This is a genomic window from Pseudomonas sp. DD1 (genome assembly GCF_044510355.1).
GTDB classification, from domain to species: domain Bacteria; phylum Pseudomonadota; class Gammaproteobacteria; order Pseudomonadales; family Pseudomonadaceae; genus Aquipseudomonas; species Aquipseudomonas shahriarae.
Window position 1 is genome coordinate 41,370 of record NZ_MSAJ01000038.1, and the last position, 13,929, is coordinate 55,298.

Below are 13,929 nucleotides of genomic sequence, written 5' to 3' on the forward strand. Positions count from 1 at the left end.
CAATCTCCAAAAGGTTTTACTGGACTCTACGGTATTCGTCGCGCAGATTTAAATTCCAAGTTCTTATGCCGAACATGCATGCCATGAATGATCTGCGCCGTGTTGACCTCAACCTACTGGTGATCCTCGACGCGTTGCTCAGCGAGCAGCACGTCACCCGCGCTGCCGAGCGCCTGCACCTGAGCCAGCCGGCGGTCAGCCATGCGCTGGGGCGCTTGCGTGATTTGTTGGGCGACCCGTTGCTGGTGCGCCAAGGCGGCGGCCTGGTCGCCACCGCTCGCGCGCTGGAACTGGCGGCGCCGCTGGCTGATGCCTTGGTCCAGGTCCAGTCGTTGCTGGCGCCGAACCGTTTTGATCCGGCGTCGGCCAGGCGCACCTTTCGCCTGGCCATGTCCGATTACGGCGCGGCTCTCTTGTTGCCCGGGCTGGTGCGGGCGCTGCGCGAGCAGGCGCCGGGGATTGACTTGGCCATCACCCACGCCAGTCGCGAAGGCATGCAGGAAGGGGTGCTCAGTGGGGAGATCGACCTGGCCGCCGGCGTGTTTCCCGACCTGCCGGCCGAGTTGCGCAGCACGCCGTTATTCGAAGAGCACTACGCCTGCCTGGTGGACCGCGACAGCTTGCCCGCCGACGGCGGGCTCGACCTGCCGACCTACCTGGCACGGCCCCATGTGCTACTGGAAATGCGCGGCAGCGGCACCCCGGAAATCGAGCGGGCGCTGACCGCGATCCGCGAGCGACGGCACGTGGCGATCAGCCTGCCGCATTGGGGTATCGCGCCGCAGTTGATCCAGGGCACCGACCTGATCCTTACCGTGTCCTCCCAAGGGCTGCTGAACATCGACTCGCGGCACTTGCTGGTGGTGCCGCCGCCGTTTCATATCCCATCCTTCGGTTTTGTACTGGCCTGGCATAAACGCCGCGCGGGGGATGGCGCCTTGCAGTGGTTGATCACCCAAGTGCAAGACGTGTTGGCCAAACGTGCGGCCTAGCATTGCAGTGCCCGGTGGATTGTGCACAATCGACGCGCCCCCTCTTTTCTGAGCGTGTTACCCATGACTTCATCATTGCTGTTTGCCGTCATCGCCTCGGGCTTTATCTATGGCATCACGCCGGGCCCCGGGGTGCTGGCGGTATTTGGCATTGGTGCGGCACGCGGCCGTCGGGCCGGCGCGGGTTTTCTGTGCGGGCATTTGCTGGGCGATGTGCTGTGGTGCAGTACCGCGTTGGTGGCGATTGTCGGCGCCCGGGAGATCGGTAGCAGCGCGTTTGATGTGCTGGGTGTGCTCAGTGCCCTTTACCTGTTCTGGCTTGGCATCCGTGCCATTCGCACCCGCAACCGCAGCGGGGACGCGCCTCAGGGGGCGGCGCGCCAACCGTTCTGGCACGGCATTCTGTTTGGCCTGACCAACCCCAAGGCCTATCCGGTGGCCGTGGCCACGTTCACCGCACTCCTGTCGAGCCGGGCCGAGCTGCTGACCTGGAGCATGCTGCCGTGGTTGATTGTCCTGAGCTTTGTAGGCGGCCTGCTGGCTTACGGGATCCTCATCGGCGTCGTGGGTGCGCGGCAGGTGCGTACGGTGTATCAGCGTCATGAAGTGTTGATCACCAAGCTGTGCGGGGTGATGTTTATCGGCTTCGCGATCAATGCCCTGGCCCATGCGTTGCCGGGCTTGCTGGGCAGTAAAACGTCCTGAGTACCGACGACCGTTCGTCGCACCAGCAAGTTTTTTCTAAACCTTTGCCGCCCTGAAAATTCAGATTCAGGGCGGGGCTCGTTCCCCGGCATGTATTTATTACCTGGAGGAACCCATCATGAGCCGCATGGCTATCCGGTTACGCACCGCCACTTTCGCGATGCTGCTGGGCCTCGGCGCCAGCAATGCTTTTGCCCAAGGCCCCGCCGAATTTATCGAGCAAGCCTCGGCCAAGGGCATGGCCGATATCGAAACCAGCCGCATGGCCCACGCCAAGACCTCGTCTCAGGAAATCAAGGACTACACCATCGAGGTCATCAACGAACGCACCCTGGCCAATCAACATTTGGCGGCCATTGCGAAAAAACTCGACTTGCCGGTGGCGCCTCGCGACCAGATCGTCGACAAGGCTGAAACCTTGATGCCTGAGCTGACCGATGGCGACTCCTTTGACGCCGCCTACACGGCTCAGCAGGTCAAGGCCAACGAAGATGCAATCGCGTTGTTCAAGCAGGAAGGTGCTGCTTCGGATATCCCTGAGATAAAGGCATTGGTCGACGAAACCCTGCCCAAGCTGGAAACCCGCCTGGAAAAAGCCCGGGCGCTGGCTTCGTCCTACAGCAAGAGCCGCAACAGCGACGGTTGATCGCGGGCTTTGCCAGGAAACGGCGGTTGGAGCTGATCCAACCGCCGTTTTTTTACGCCTGGTTCAGGTCGGTCTTGCCTGGGTCCGCCGCTGTGCCGTCGCCGCCGAGGCTGACGGTATGGCGCTCGCCCAAGGTACGGTATTCGCTGCGCAGTTTTTCCAGGGCTTTGAAGTCCAGGCCATCGAGGCTTCATGGCGATGCTCCAGGTAAGTGCTGATGAAAGTACTGACCGTGGCGGCACGCTGAAATTTCTTTTTACAATTGTTGACCTGCATGAATTCGGTCGGGCCGTGCAACCGTTGGGCAGGTGCGGGGTGCAGGCATCGAACCCTGCTTGTGCAGGCTGGTCACTGTTTCATCACCCCGTTGAATGGAAGCGCGATCATGAGCCTCTCTCGTACTCTCTGCCTGGCCTGCTGCCTGGTGCTGTTGCAAGGCTGTTTCGACAGCTCTGACAATGAAACCCAGGACAACACCGACGGCAGCAAATCCTCGGTGCAAATGAAGGACTCCAAGGCTGATCAGCCCTAGCGTTAGGTGGTTGTCAGAACAACGACCTTGTGGCTTCGCTATCCTCGAGGGTCAGCAAGTACTGCTTGGCTTCAAGCCCGCCGGCAAACCCGGTGAGGCCGCCCGCAGCACCAATCACCCGATGGCAGGGCGCGACGATCGAAATAGGATTGCGCCCGTTTGCCGCCCCCACCGCGCGTACAGCCTTGGGGTTGCCGATCTGTTGGGCGATCTGGCTGTAGCTGCGGGTTTCACCGAAGGGAATAGTCAGCAGCGCACCCCAGACTTTTTTCTGGAACTCGGTGCCGTCAAAGTCCAGTTCCAGCTCGAAGCACTCGCGGGTGCCGGCAAAATACTCGTTCAACTGCCGCTCGGCCTCCAGCAGCACCGCGCTGTGGTTGACTTCCACCAGCTCGCCCAGGCGCACACGGTTGGCGCGCTCGGCCTCCCACAAGATGGCGGCGAGCTTGCCGTTGCGGGCAACCAGGGTCAGTTGGCCGACGGGGGAGGGCATGAGTTTGCATTCACACGGCATAAGCGGGCTCCTTGTTGAGTGGATCGTTTATCGCCTGCACTTTAGCGCTCGTCGCGGGTAGTTGAACTACGTTTCTTGCGCTCAAATTCGGCGATGTTATCGCTCCTGTTGCAGCACCTTCAGCGCTGCCGATGCCAGGAACCCCGAACGGCTTTTTTCTTCCGGGTGGTGCAGCACGTACTCATCAATGCGGTTGAGCAAGTAGCCAGGCAGCGTGATGTTGAGTTTTTGCGCCTTGCCCAGGTACTTGGTTACATCAATATCCACCACCGCCCAGGTACAGCCGGCGTACAGGGGGTTGGCTGCGTGCAGCGTGACCTTTTGTGCGCTGGGAATGGGCGCGCCCTCTTCGGCCAGCAGCTCAAAATGGCCTTCTATGGCTTCCCGTGCCATGGCCATGGCGTCGTCCAGGTCATCACCGGCAGAGAAGCAGCCAGGGATGTCAGGGACTTCTACGCCCCAGGCGTGGTGATCGTCGCCGGTTGAAATTGCAATCGGATACAGCATGTTCTTGTCCTCCAGGTACGCTTCAAGCGAGCAGAGCTTGTTTCAAGATGCTCTTGGCGGTCTTGTCCAACAGATGCTTCTTGGGGTGGGGAATGGTCACCAGCCCAGGCTTGGCAGGGTGTTTAAAATGATGATGGCTGCCCCTGACGCGCACCAGGTACCAGCCATCAGCCACGATATGGCCTATCAAATATCGGCTATCCACATCACCTCCTTGTGGTGTGTTGGTGGTGACTATAACTACTAAATAAAAATTATCAATACTCTACCCACCAACAAAAGAGGGCAGGCGGTGCAAGAAGTTTATGGGGGCGGGGCGAGGCTGCTGGATGAAGGTATTGCGGGGTTTTACTGATAAATCCCAGGCACAAAAAAACCGGCTTCAGGAGCCGGTTTTTTATTCATCCTCCATCAAGGTCAAGCTGATGGGGGAGGACAATCTGAGTGGAGCGGGTAGAGGGAATCGAACCCTCAACTAAAGCTTGGGAAGCTTTCGTTTTGCCACTAAACTATACCCGCTCAGAGCGGCTGACTTTGTACCAGAAGTGCGCGGCGATTTGAAGTTTTTCTTTGAAAAATGTGCAAGTTGCGAGCGTCAGCGGATGCTTTGAGCCCACCCCAGGCAGAAACGCTGCGCCGTCCCTGCCCAGGGCCTTGCTTTCAAATCGCAAACGCATGCAGGGCCTGGCCCTGGTGATGCCGCAGTCGACTCACCGACTGTTCCGGTTTCAAAAAGCCCATCAATGCCTGCCGACTGTCATTGCACGCGGCCTTGTGCTCCATGTCCAGAAAGTGCCCGGTGGCCTGGATGGTGCCGAAGCTGCTGTTCGCTACATGTTGCCCAAACAGCCGGGCATCCTCGGCACTGGTGTATTCGTCCCACTCGCCATTCAAGAACAGAACCGGAATGTCGATCTGCCGTGCGGCCTTGAGGTAGCACTGGCGGTCGCTATTGAGCACCTGGCTGATGTGGTAGTGCATCTGCCCGTACTCGTGCTCGGCCAGGGTGCTGACGTGTCGATAGTTGAAGCGCTTGAACAGTGGCGGCAGGTGTTTGCCGATGGTGCTGTTGACCAGGTTGCCGACGCTGTGACGGTCGAGGGTGCCGAGGTAGTCGACGCCACGTTCCAGGTAGTCGCGCATCGGTGCGTTGATCACTGGGGAGAAGGAGCTGATCACGGCTTTCTCCACGCGCCGGGGACGCTGGGACAGGGCGACGAGCGTGGCGACACCGCCCCAGGAAAACGACAGCACATGCTCGGCGGCGAAGTGTTCGATGAGTTCCAGAAGGATCTGGCCCTCAATGTCCTTCGTCAGCATTTGCTCATGGCGGTTGTGGGCTTTGGAACGACCGGCGTAGGGCTGATCGTACAAAACCACATTGAATTGCGGATGCAGGCTTTTCACGGTCTGGGCGAACGACGCGGTGGTGGCCATGGAGCCGTTGACCAGGATGATGGTCTTTTGAGCAGCGTCCGCGCGATAGAACTCCGTGTAAACCCGATACTGACCCTGTATATCCAGCACAGCGATTTCTGGCCTCATGTCGTAAGACTCCTGGCAAGCGGGTGATGCGCGCAGATCACTCTGCACGAGCTTTGTGACAGGTAGGCATACGCCTGGAAGGGAGGCCCATGTCGGTTCGATGAGGCTGGCCGACGGGTGTTGTTATGGCGGGCAACTTGCCTGGGCCCCTACGTCAAGCGGTACGGGCCGGCAATGTGTTTCTTGGAGGTCGGGTGACTCGCCAGTCAGATTGCGGCTGGCGGTTTGATTTAAGCAGGAGGCGGGCCAGGTCGCACGTTTGACCCTGGGCTTTTGCCGATCACCGGCTGAACGGTCATATCTGGCGGATTTCAGCTTCTGTCAGCGGCCGATATTGGCCGGGGGCGAGTTGTTCATCCAGCACCAGCGGGCCCATGCGTTCGCGATGCAGGCGCGTCACCTTGTTGTCGAAGTGCCCGAACATGCGCTTGACCTGGTGATAACGCCCTTCAATGATGCTCAGGCGCGCACTTTTGGGGCTCAACACTTGCAGGTCGGCCGGTTGGGTGGTCAGGTCTTCGAAGGCGAAGTACAGGCCGGCACTGAACGTTGCGGCGTACTGCGGGCCAATCGCCTGTTCGGTCTCCACGTAGTAGACCTTGGGCAGCTTGGTCCTGGGCTGGGTCAGGCGCCGGGACCACTGGCCATCATTGGTGATCAGCAGCAGGCCGGTGGTGTTGAAGTCCAGGCGGCCGGCGATATGCAGGTCGCCCTTGTCCGGCTCATCCAGCAGGTCGAGGACGGTGGGGTGTTGTGGGTCGACGGTGGCACTGACGCAGCCTGGCGGCTTGTGCAGCATGAAGTAGCGCGCGGGTTTCCCCACCTGCAGGATCTCGCCATCACATTCCACGCTGCTGAACTCGCGCACTTCATGGTGGGGGTCGGCAACCGGCAGCCCATCGACTTGAATCCGTCGCTCCGCCAGCAGTAAGCGCACTTGCTGGCGATTGAAGCGGGGCAGGTTACTGAGGAATCGGTCGATACGCATTACCGGGGCTCGGCTGCGCGCAGTTGTGCGTCGACCTGGGCACAGCGCGGGCACAGGCAGGCCTTGTTGCGCAGCTCCATCGGCAGGGCTTCGAGCACCTTGGGATCGATGGTGACGCTGTAGCACCAGCAGGCACGGTCAGCGGTGCGCGGGTCGGCCAGGGTGCAATCGTTGCGAGCGCCGCAGGCCGGGCAAAGTGTGGGAGTGTTCATCGGTCGGTTCAGGTGTCATGGCGTCGAGGTTCCGGCGAAACCGGTGTATTTGGCACGATACAGACCTGGGCGGTTTATTGCGCCATAGATGTATCAATCTATGTCCAAGTCGCACCAGATTTGCTTTTTGCGGTCTGATCTATTGTCATTCAGTGAAAGCTGTCTGTCGCCCCCCAGCGTCGCTGGTGTGTGCTCTTCCGCGGTCCAGGAGGCCGCCATGTATCGTCGATTGCTCATCATAGCTGTGCTCGGTTTGACCCTTTCTGCTTGCGTGCCCTATTACGATGGAGGCTCCAGCTACTATCGATCCGAAGTCTATACCGCACCCGCGCCGGTCTATTACTACGGCGGCGGTCCGTCATACCAGTACCGGCGCGGCTATTACGCACCGCCACCACGCTATTACCCGGCGCCGCGTTATTACCAGCCGGCGCCCCGTTACTATCAGGCCGGGCCAAGGGCGGGCTACCGTCCCTATCCCAGTCAGGGATGGGGGGATCATCGGGGCTACAACGGCCATGGTCGCGGCGATGGACGTGGCGGTGATCATGGCCGGGGACGTGGCGGGCATCGGTAGTCAGACTTTTCTTTGAAACGGCGCGAAATGCGCCGTTTTTTTGTGGGCGACCATCTGTCTGGGCTGTCATATTTAACAGCTATCTTAAGTGCTCTTCTAGGACTTTACTGGGTGGCAAGACCTCAGTAGCTCAACGGAATGACACATGATCAGCCGGGCACTTATTCTTTTTTTACTCGGTTTTTTTTCCTTCGCTCACGCCAGCGCAGAATTCAGCTGCCCCTATCCCTCGTCGATCAAGCGCAAGGCGGGCCATTTCCAAAGTGACAATGGCCACTGGAGGAGCCCTGCAGGCGGGGCCGACAGTTTTTTGGAAAGATTTGTCGGGGCGGTTTTTATTCCGGCCAATGACCAGGAGCGCAAACAAGGCTACTTGGAGTATTGCACCTACAAGGCGGCCAACAACCAGTGGGTCAACCTCAGGTTCCAGGCGCCCGAGCCCCTGTCCGGCATGTCGCTGACCGACTCCACCCATTGGATGCAGGCCCGCGGGCCGTTTGACCAGGAAATTTTTGTGTGCACGGACAGCCAGCCCGACAACTGTTCGTTCACCCTCGATCGCCCAAAATACTAGCCCGTCGCTTGACTTGCGTCTGTCATAAATCAGACAGGTCTGCCAGCGGATGGCGGCCTTCCCAGGCCTTGTGAAAGTGCGCCTCGACCACCGCCTCGGGAATGCGCTTGATATCTGGCCAGTGCCAGTGTGGCTGCTGATCCTTGTCGATCAGGCGAGCGCGTACCCCTTCGCTGAACTCCGGATGCCGACAGCAGTTGAGGCTCAAGGTGTATTCCATCTGGAACACCTGCGACAGAGAAAGGTGCCGCGCCCGTCGGATCTGCTCCCAGACCAGGTGTGCGGTCAGCGGGCAGCCCTCGCTCAAGGTCTTGCCGGCCCGGCTGAACAGCGGGTCGGCATGCTCGCGCAGTTGGCTCAAGGCGCGCCAGGCGCAGTGCACATCACCCACATCCAACCATGCGTCGATCTGCTGGCGGCGCGGCAGCCACTGTGGTTCGGGCTGCTGGCTGGCGGCCTCCTGGGCCAGGGCCTTGAACAGGCTGTTGAGCTGCATCGCCGTCTGTTCCTGCCAGTTCAGCTGTAACAGGCCCTCAAGCATTTCGTCCTGTTGCTCATCCAGCAGGAAGCGGTCGGCCAGGCCCAGGTCCAGGGCGTCGCGCCCGTTCATATGGGCGCCGGTGAGGCCCAGGAACAGGCCGAGCTTGCCGGGCAGGCGCGAGAGGAACCAACTGGCGCCGACATCCGGGTACAGGCCGATGCTGATTTCCGGCATGGCCAGCCGGCTGCTCGGGGTGACGATGCGGATGGCGGCGCTTTGCAGCAAGCCCATGCCACCGCCCAGAACATAGCCATGGCCCCAGCAAATCAGGGGCTTGGGGTAGGTGTGCAGGTGGTAGTCCAGACGATATTCGGCAGCAAAAAACTGCGCGGCCAGGGCGGGTACTTCGCCCGGGTGCTCGCGGCAGGCCTGGGCCAGGCTGCGCACTTCACCGCCGGCGCAAAACGCCTTGGCGCCGTTGCCGCGCAGCAGCACGCAGACGATTTGCGGGTCTTTGGCCCAACTCGCCAGGCGCTCGCCCAGGGCCAGGATCATCGGCAGGGAGAGGGCATTGAGGGACTTTTCTGCGTCCAGGCTGGCGATGCCGATACGGGCGCCGTCTGTGCCAGTGAGCTCTTCGAAGTGCAGATTCATCATGACCTCAATCGGTAAATTGAACGTTGAGTATGATCCCTTCGTGGGAAAGTGCCGGTTGCGCGTCAGATCAATTGACAAGTGGGGTGGGCTTTCCTAGGGTTCGCCCATTCTTTTTACATGATGCTTTTCTGATGACTGTCGACGACCGTATCAAACTTGAACCGAGCTGGAAACACGCCCTGCGTGAGGAATTCGAGCAGCCGTACATGAGCCAATTGCGCGAGTTCCTGCGCCAGGAGCATGCGGCGGGCAAGGAAATCTACCCGCCGGGCCCGTTGATCTTCAACGCGCTCAACTCCACGCCGCTGGACAAGGTCAAGGTGGTGATCCTCGGCCAGGACCCGTATCACGGCCCGGGCCAGGCCCACGGCCTGTGCTTCTCGGTGCAACCGGGCGTGCCGGCGCCGCCGTCCCTGGTCAATATCTATAAAGAGCTCAAGCGCGACCTCAATATCGAGATCCCCAGCCATGGCTGCCTGCAAAGCTGGGCCGACCAGGGTGTGTTGATGCTCAATACCACCATGACCGTGGAGCGCGCCAATGCCAACGCCCATGCGGGCAAGGGCTGGCAGTTCTTCACCGACCGGGTGATCGAGATTGTCAGCGAGCATCAGCCGCACCTGGTGTTCCTGCTGTGGGGCGCCCATGCCCAGGGCAAGCAAAAGCTGATCGACGCGACCAAGCATCTGGTGCTGACCTCGGTGCATCCGTCGCCGTTGTCGGCGTATCGCGGGTTTTTGGGCTGCGGGCATTTCAGCCGGACGAATAAGTTTCTTGAGCAGAATGGCGAGACGCCGATCGAGTGGCGGTTGCCGCCGCTCTGAAGGTCAGCACAAGTTAGAAGTTGCCTGCGATGACTGACAGTCTGCCGATATCTCTGTTGGCAGACACACCGCAATCGCAGGCAAGCCAGCGCCTATATTTAAATGGTGTCCGGCTGGCGGTTCCAATGGCGGAATAACGGCTCCGCCAGGAACAGCACAAACAACAGCCGCATCACCTGCATCGCCGTTACCAACGGCACCGACAGTTGCAGGGTCTCTGCCGTCAAACTCATCTCGGCAATCCCACCGGGCATCATCCCCAGCGTCAGCGAGCGCAGATCCAACTGCGTCAATGCACTCAAACCCACCGCCGCAAAGGTCGCGATCAGCATGCTCAGCAGTGTGCCAACCACCGTGCGGCCCATGAACGACGGTGCCCGTCGGAAGAACTGCCGGTTGAAGTGGCAACCCAGGCCACTGCCGATCAACCATTGGCCGATCTGGCTGCCACCTTCGGGCAGGCCGATGTGCAAATCCCAGGTGATACTGGCGACGGCACTGACCAGTAACGGCCCGAACAACCAGGGGTTGGGTTGGCGCAAGCGTTGCCAGCCCCAGGCCACCAGCGCGCCAATGGGAAACAGCAGGGCCAGCCAGGCCCAATCCACAGGCGCCGGGTGAAACTGTGGTGCGCCGCCGCCCAGTAAATACTTGAAGATTGCCGGCACACACAGCACCACCAGCAACACCCGTAGACTCTGGCCAGCCGCCACGCGACTGAGCACCGCGCCATTGCGTGCGCCCAGGTTGACCATCTCCCCGGAACCGCCCGGCATGCTTGAGAAAAACGCAGTGGCGCGATCTTCACCGCTGCGGCGCATCAACCACACGCCGACAATGCTCGACAGGCTGGTGACCAGCGCGCCGAAGAAGATCAGGCCAAAGTGGCTCATCACCTGTTCGATCACCACCGGGGTGAAGTGCAGGCCGATACCAATGCCCACCACCCACTGCCCGCATTTGCGCCCGCCGGGAATCTCGCCCAACTGCCAGGGCGTCAGGCAGCGCACCAGGATGATCGCCAGCAACGAGCCGACCATATACGGCAAAGGCCAGCCGACCAGGCTGGCCAGGTAACCGCCGGCCAGGCCGACCAGCGGTGTTCCCCACCATTGTCTAAGGGTGACCTCAGACATCGGCTACGGCACGACGCTGCAACGCGCGCTTGCGCCAGATACGCAGCAATGGCACGAGCAGCATGATGGCGGTCAGTACCCAGACGCCCAAAGTGATCGGGCTCGACCACAGAATTTCCAGCGTGCCATTGGAAATCGACAACGCACGCCGCAGGTTCTGCTCCATCAGGCCGCCGAGGATAAAGCCCAGCAGCAGCGGCGACAGTGGGAAGTCCAGCTTGCGCAGGATGTAGCCGAAGATGCCGATGGCGATCATCAGGAACAGATCGAAGGTGGTGGCGTGTACGGCATAGACGCCAATCGCGGTGATGATTGCGATCACCGGCACCAGTGCCCAGTTCGGCACGGCAAGGATGCGGGTGAAGATGCGGATCATCGGGATGTTGAGGACCACCAGCATGATGTTGGCGATAAACAACGAAGCGATCAGGCCCCAGACAATGTCCGGTTGCTGTTGGAACAGCAGCGGGCCAGGTGTGATGTTGTACAGCGACAGGGCGCCGATCATCACCGCCGTGGTGCCCGAGCCCGGAACGCCGAGGGTCAGCATTGGCACCATGGCACCGCAGACTGATGCGCCGATGGCGGTTTCCGGGGCGGCCAGGCCGCGCATGTCGCCTTGGCCGAACTTGCCGCTGGCGCCCGCGATACGTTTTTCGGTCATGTAGGCCACGGCCGAGGCCATGGTTGCGCCAGCACCTGGCAATACGCCGATGATGAAGCCCGATACACCGCAGCGCAGGTTCACGGTCAACACCGACAAGGCTTCCTTGACGTTGAACATCATGCGCCCGGTGGCCTTCACTGCCTCCTGGCCACGGTGGGTTTTTTCCAGGAGCAGGAGGATCTCACTGATGGAGAACAGACCCAGGACCAGGACCACGAACTGGATACCATCGGTCAGATGGATGTTGTCACCGGTAAATCGGTAGACACCGCTATTGGCATCGATGCCGACGCAGGCAAGGAACAGGCCGATCAACGCCGAGACAAAGGTCTTCAGCGGCTTGTCACCGGCCATGCCGCCCAGGCAGACAATCGCAAACACCATCAGTACGAAATATTCCGCAGGTCCGAAGGCAATCGCCCATTTGGCCAGCAGCGGGGCGAACAGCACCATGCCGCAGGTGGCGATAAACGCACCGATGAACGAGCTCCAGGCTGAGAGCGACAGCGCCACCCCGGCCATGCCTTTGCGGGCCATTGGGTAGCCGTCGAGGGTGGTCATCACGGTGGAGGCTTCGCCCGGGATGTTCAGCAGGATCGAGCTGATCCGGCCGCCGTATTCGCAGCCCAGGTACACGGCTGCCAACAGGATCAGTGCCGACTCGGGCGGCAGGCCCAAGGCAAATGCGATGGGGATCAACAACGCCACGCCGTTGATCGGGCCCAGGCCCGGCAACAGGCCGACGACGGTGCCGATCAGGGTGCCGCACAGTGCGGTCACCAGGTTATAGGGGCTCAGCGCGACGCCGAAGCCCTGGCCCAAATAGCCAAAAGTATCCATATCAGTTCTCCAGAACGTCGAGCAGACCGAGGGGCAGCGGTACGTCCATGGCTTTATCGAACAGCAGATAAAGACCGACGCTCATCAAGGTGATGATCACCACGCCGGGCAACCAGCGCCCTCCATACAGCCGTGCCATCGGAATACCAATCAGCATGCTGCTGAGAATGAAACCCAGAGATTCGAAAGTGCCGGCAAACACCAGCAGCAAGCTCACGCAGATCCCGATCTTAATCAGGGTCGGGCGGTCCAGCGGCGGTTCATCGTCAGTGTGTTTGGTCGGTTGCGGACGAATCAGCATGTAGGTCAGAGCCAGGCCCATCAGCCCGAGCAACAGCAGTGGGAAGGCCCGAGGCCCTACTGGCTCGTAGGAAAAGGCCGCCTGATAGGGCCAGGCCATCAGCGCCAGGCCGATACACACCAGTAACAGCACTGCGGCGAATATGCGTTGTAAGAGCATGTAGAACTCCTGGGCCACGCCCCCGGTTCAAAAGGGCGTGGCCGCGCGACAGAGGGGCGATTACTGGATCAGGCCGAACTCTTTGGCCAGCACTTTGTAGTCAGCCACCTGTTTCTTCACGTAGGTGTCCAGTTCCGGGCCGGTCAGGGCGAACGGGAACAGCTCGCGCTGGTCACGCAGCTTGGCGAACTCTTCGGAGGCCAGCAGCTTGTCGAACGCAGCCTTCCACCAGGCGTAGTCTTCATCGCTGACTTTTGGCCCGAGGTAGAAGCCCCGTACCACTGGCCAGACGATGTCGTAGCCTTGCTCTTTGGCGGTCGGAATATTCTTCATTTCCGGCTCGTCCAGGCGCTCTTCGGAGAACACTGCCAGCAGGCGCATATCGCCGCTGAGGATGTGTGGCATGGAGTCGGAGATATCGGTACTGCCTACCTGGATGTGACCACCGAGCAGGGCAGTGGCGATTTCACCGCCGCCTTCGAGGGCCACGTAACGCAGGTCACGCGGGTTGATCCCGGCAGCCTTGGCGATCAGTGCGGTCTGCATCCAGTCCTGGCTGCCGACGGTGCCGCCGGAACCAATCACCACTTTGCTCGGATCTTTCTTCAGGGCCTGTACCAGATCGTCGAGGCTCTTGTAGGGCGAGTCGGCTTTCACCGCAATCGCGCCATAGCTGGTGCCGACGGCGGCCAGCCATTTCACTGCGCTTTCATCAAATCGACCGAATTTGCCTTGGGCCAGGTTCAACAGCGAACCGCTGGACCAGGCCACCAGCGTGCCGGCATCGGCAGGGCGCTGGGCCACCACGGCGTTGTAGGCCACCGCGCCCACGCCGCCGGGCATGTAGGTCACGCGCATCGGTTTGCTCAGCAGTTTTTCGTTGATCAGCGCGCTTTGCACCAGCTTGCAGGTCAGGTCAAAACCACCGCCGGGGGAGGCTGGTGCGATGCATTCCGGGCGCTTGGGTTCTTCGGCAGCCAGCAGTTGGCCGGCAAACAGCATGCAGCCGGCGGCCAGGGCAAATTTACGCAGGGATGAGGACATGGGGAACTCCGTCATTGTTGTTATTGGG

General features: G+C 60.7%; 18 protein-coding genes and 1 tRNA gene. 7 read left to right on the top strand and 12 right to left on the bottom strand.

The window, feature by feature from the left end:
* Window positions 1-74 precede the first annotated feature (74 nt).
* From PSFL_RS24575 to PSFL_RS24590, 4 genes are all read left to right on the top strand, one after another.
* Entirely contained in the window at window positions 75-992 is a 918-nt protein-coding gene (locus PSFL_RS24575) for a LysR family transcriptional regulator (protein WP_233096829.1), read from the top strand.
* Between the two features lie 63 nt (window positions 993-1,055).
* Window positions 1,056-1,697, top strand: a complete 642-nt coding sequence (locus tag PSFL_RS24580) for a LysE family translocator (RefSeq protein ID WP_057439757.1) — start codon at window positions 1,056-1,058, stop codon at window positions 1,695-1,697.
* A 118-nt stretch (window positions 1,698-1,815) separates the two neighbouring features.
* Entirely contained in the window at window positions 1,816-2,343 is a 528-nt protein-coding gene (locus PSFL_RS24585; RefSeq protein WP_057439756.1) for a DUF4142 domain-containing protein, read from the top strand.
* Between the two features lie 385 nt (window positions 2,344-2,728).
* Complete coding sequence (locus PSFL_RS24590; protein ID WP_162947704.1) at window positions 2,729-2,875, top strand: hypothetical protein; 147 nt, start codon at window positions 2,729-2,731, stop codon at window positions 2,873-2,875.
* 13 nt (window positions 2,876-2,888) lie between these two features.
* Here PSFL_RS24590 and PSFL_RS24595 read toward each other — a convergent pair whose 3' ends face one another.
* From PSFL_RS24595 to PSFL_RS24625, 7 genes are all read right to left on the bottom strand, one after another.
* Entirely contained in the window at window positions 2,889-3,389 is a 501-nt protein-coding gene (locus tag PSFL_RS24595; protein ID WP_397470601.1) for a methylated-DNA--[protein]-cysteine S-methyltransferase, read from the bottom strand.
* Between the two features lie 96 nt (window positions 3,390-3,485).
* Window positions 3,486-3,896, bottom strand: a complete 411-nt coding sequence (locus PSFL_RS24600) for a type II toxin-antitoxin system HicB family antitoxin (protein WP_120732022.1) — start codon at window positions 3,894-3,896, stop codon at window positions 3,486-3,488.
* Between the two features lie 22 nt (window positions 3,897-3,918).
* Window positions 3,919-4,101 carry a type II toxin-antitoxin system HicA family toxin gene (locus tag PSFL_RS24605; RefSeq protein ID WP_115127579.1) on the bottom strand — a complete coding sequence of 61 codons (183 nt, stop codon included), beginning with the start codon at window positions 4,099-4,101 and terminating at the stop codon, window positions 3,919-3,921.
* 240 nt (window positions 4,102-4,341) lie between these two features.
* Window positions 4,342-4,415, bottom strand: a tRNA-Gly gene (locus PSFL_RS24610).
* Between the two features lie 141 nt (window positions 4,416-4,556).
* On the bottom strand, window positions 4,557-5,441 hold the full coding sequence (locus PSFL_RS24615; RefSeq protein ID WP_115127580.1) for an alpha/beta fold hydrolase: 885 nt from the start codon (window positions 5,439-5,441) through the stop codon (window positions 4,557-4,559).
* Between the two features lie 295 nt (window positions 5,442-5,736).
* A complete protein-coding gene (locus tag PSFL_RS24620) occupies window positions 5,737-6,429 on the bottom strand; it encodes a 16S rRNA pseudouridine(516) synthase (protein WP_115127581.1) in 693 nt (230 codons plus the stop codon).
* Window positions 6,429-6,641 carry a cysteine-rich CWC family protein gene (locus PSFL_RS24625; protein ID WP_057439751.1) on the bottom strand — a complete coding sequence of 71 codons (213 nt, stop codon included), beginning with the start codon at window positions 6,639-6,641 and terminating at the stop codon, window positions 6,429-6,431. Before PSFL_RS24625 ends, PSFL_RS24620 begins: the two co-directional genes overlap by 1 nt.
* A gap of 217 nt (window positions 6,642-6,858) precedes the next feature.
* Between PSFL_RS24625 and PSFL_RS24630 the strand changes: the two genes are divergently transcribed.
* Together PSFL_RS24630 and PSFL_RS24635 are read left to right on the top strand one after the other, a co-directional pair.
* A complete protein-coding gene (locus tag PSFL_RS24630) occupies window positions 6,859-7,218 on the top strand; it encodes a hypothetical protein (protein WP_115127582.1) in 360 nt (119 codons plus the stop codon).
* 145 nt (window positions 7,219-7,363) lie between these two features.
* A complete protein-coding gene (locus PSFL_RS24635) occupies window positions 7,364-7,792 on the top strand; it encodes a DUF3757 domain-containing protein (RefSeq protein WP_170045540.1) in 429 nt (142 codons plus the stop codon).
* Window positions 7,793-7,814: 22 nt separating this feature from the next.
* On the opposite strand, the gene PSFL_RS24640 is transcribed toward PSFL_RS24635, so the two are convergent.
* On the bottom strand, window positions 7,815-8,927 hold the full coding sequence (locus tag PSFL_RS24640) for an enoyl-CoA hydratase/isomerase family protein (RefSeq protein ID WP_057439749.1): 1,113 nt from the start codon (window positions 8,925-8,927) through the stop codon (window positions 7,815-7,817).
* Window positions 8,928-9,061: 134 nt separating this feature from the next.
* Here PSFL_RS24640 and ung point away from each other — a divergent pair, with 134 nt between their 5' ends.
* Window positions 9,062-9,754 (top strand): uracil-DNA glycosylase, encoded by a 693-nt coding sequence (gene ung / locus PSFL_RS24645; RefSeq protein ID WP_057439748.1) that lies wholly within the window; start codon window positions 9,062-9,064, stop codon window positions 9,752-9,754.
* 98 nt (window positions 9,755-9,852) lie between these two features.
* On the opposite strand, the gene PSFL_RS24650 is transcribed toward ung, so the two are convergent.
* From PSFL_RS24650 to PSFL_RS24665, 4 genes are read right to left on the bottom strand one after another with little or no spacing between them, the layout of a single operon-like run.
* Window positions 9,853-10,890, bottom strand: a complete 1,038-nt coding sequence (locus tag PSFL_RS24650) for an AbrB family transcriptional regulator (RefSeq protein WP_057958777.1) — start codon at window positions 10,888-10,890, stop codon at window positions 9,853-9,855.
* Window positions 10,883-12,397 (bottom strand): tripartite tricarboxylate transporter permease, encoded by a 1,515-nt coding sequence (locus PSFL_RS24655; protein ID WP_057439746.1) that lies wholly within the window; start codon window positions 12,395-12,397, stop codon window positions 10,883-10,885. The genes PSFL_RS24650 and PSFL_RS24655 overlap by 8 nt, the downstream gene beginning before the upstream one ends.
* Window position 12,398: 1 nt before the next feature.
* Window positions 12,399-12,857 carry a tripartite tricarboxylate transporter TctB family protein gene (locus PSFL_RS24660; protein WP_115127583.1) on the bottom strand — a complete coding sequence of 153 codons (459 nt, stop codon included), beginning with the start codon at window positions 12,855-12,857 and terminating at the stop codon, window positions 12,399-12,401.
* A gap of 60 nt (window positions 12,858-12,917) precedes the next feature.
* Complete coding sequence (locus PSFL_RS24665; protein ID WP_057439744.1) at window positions 12,918-13,901, bottom strand: tripartite tricarboxylate transporter substrate binding protein; 984 nt, start codon at window positions 13,899-13,901, stop codon at window positions 12,918-12,920.
* Window positions 13,902-13,929 lie beyond the last annotated feature (28 nt).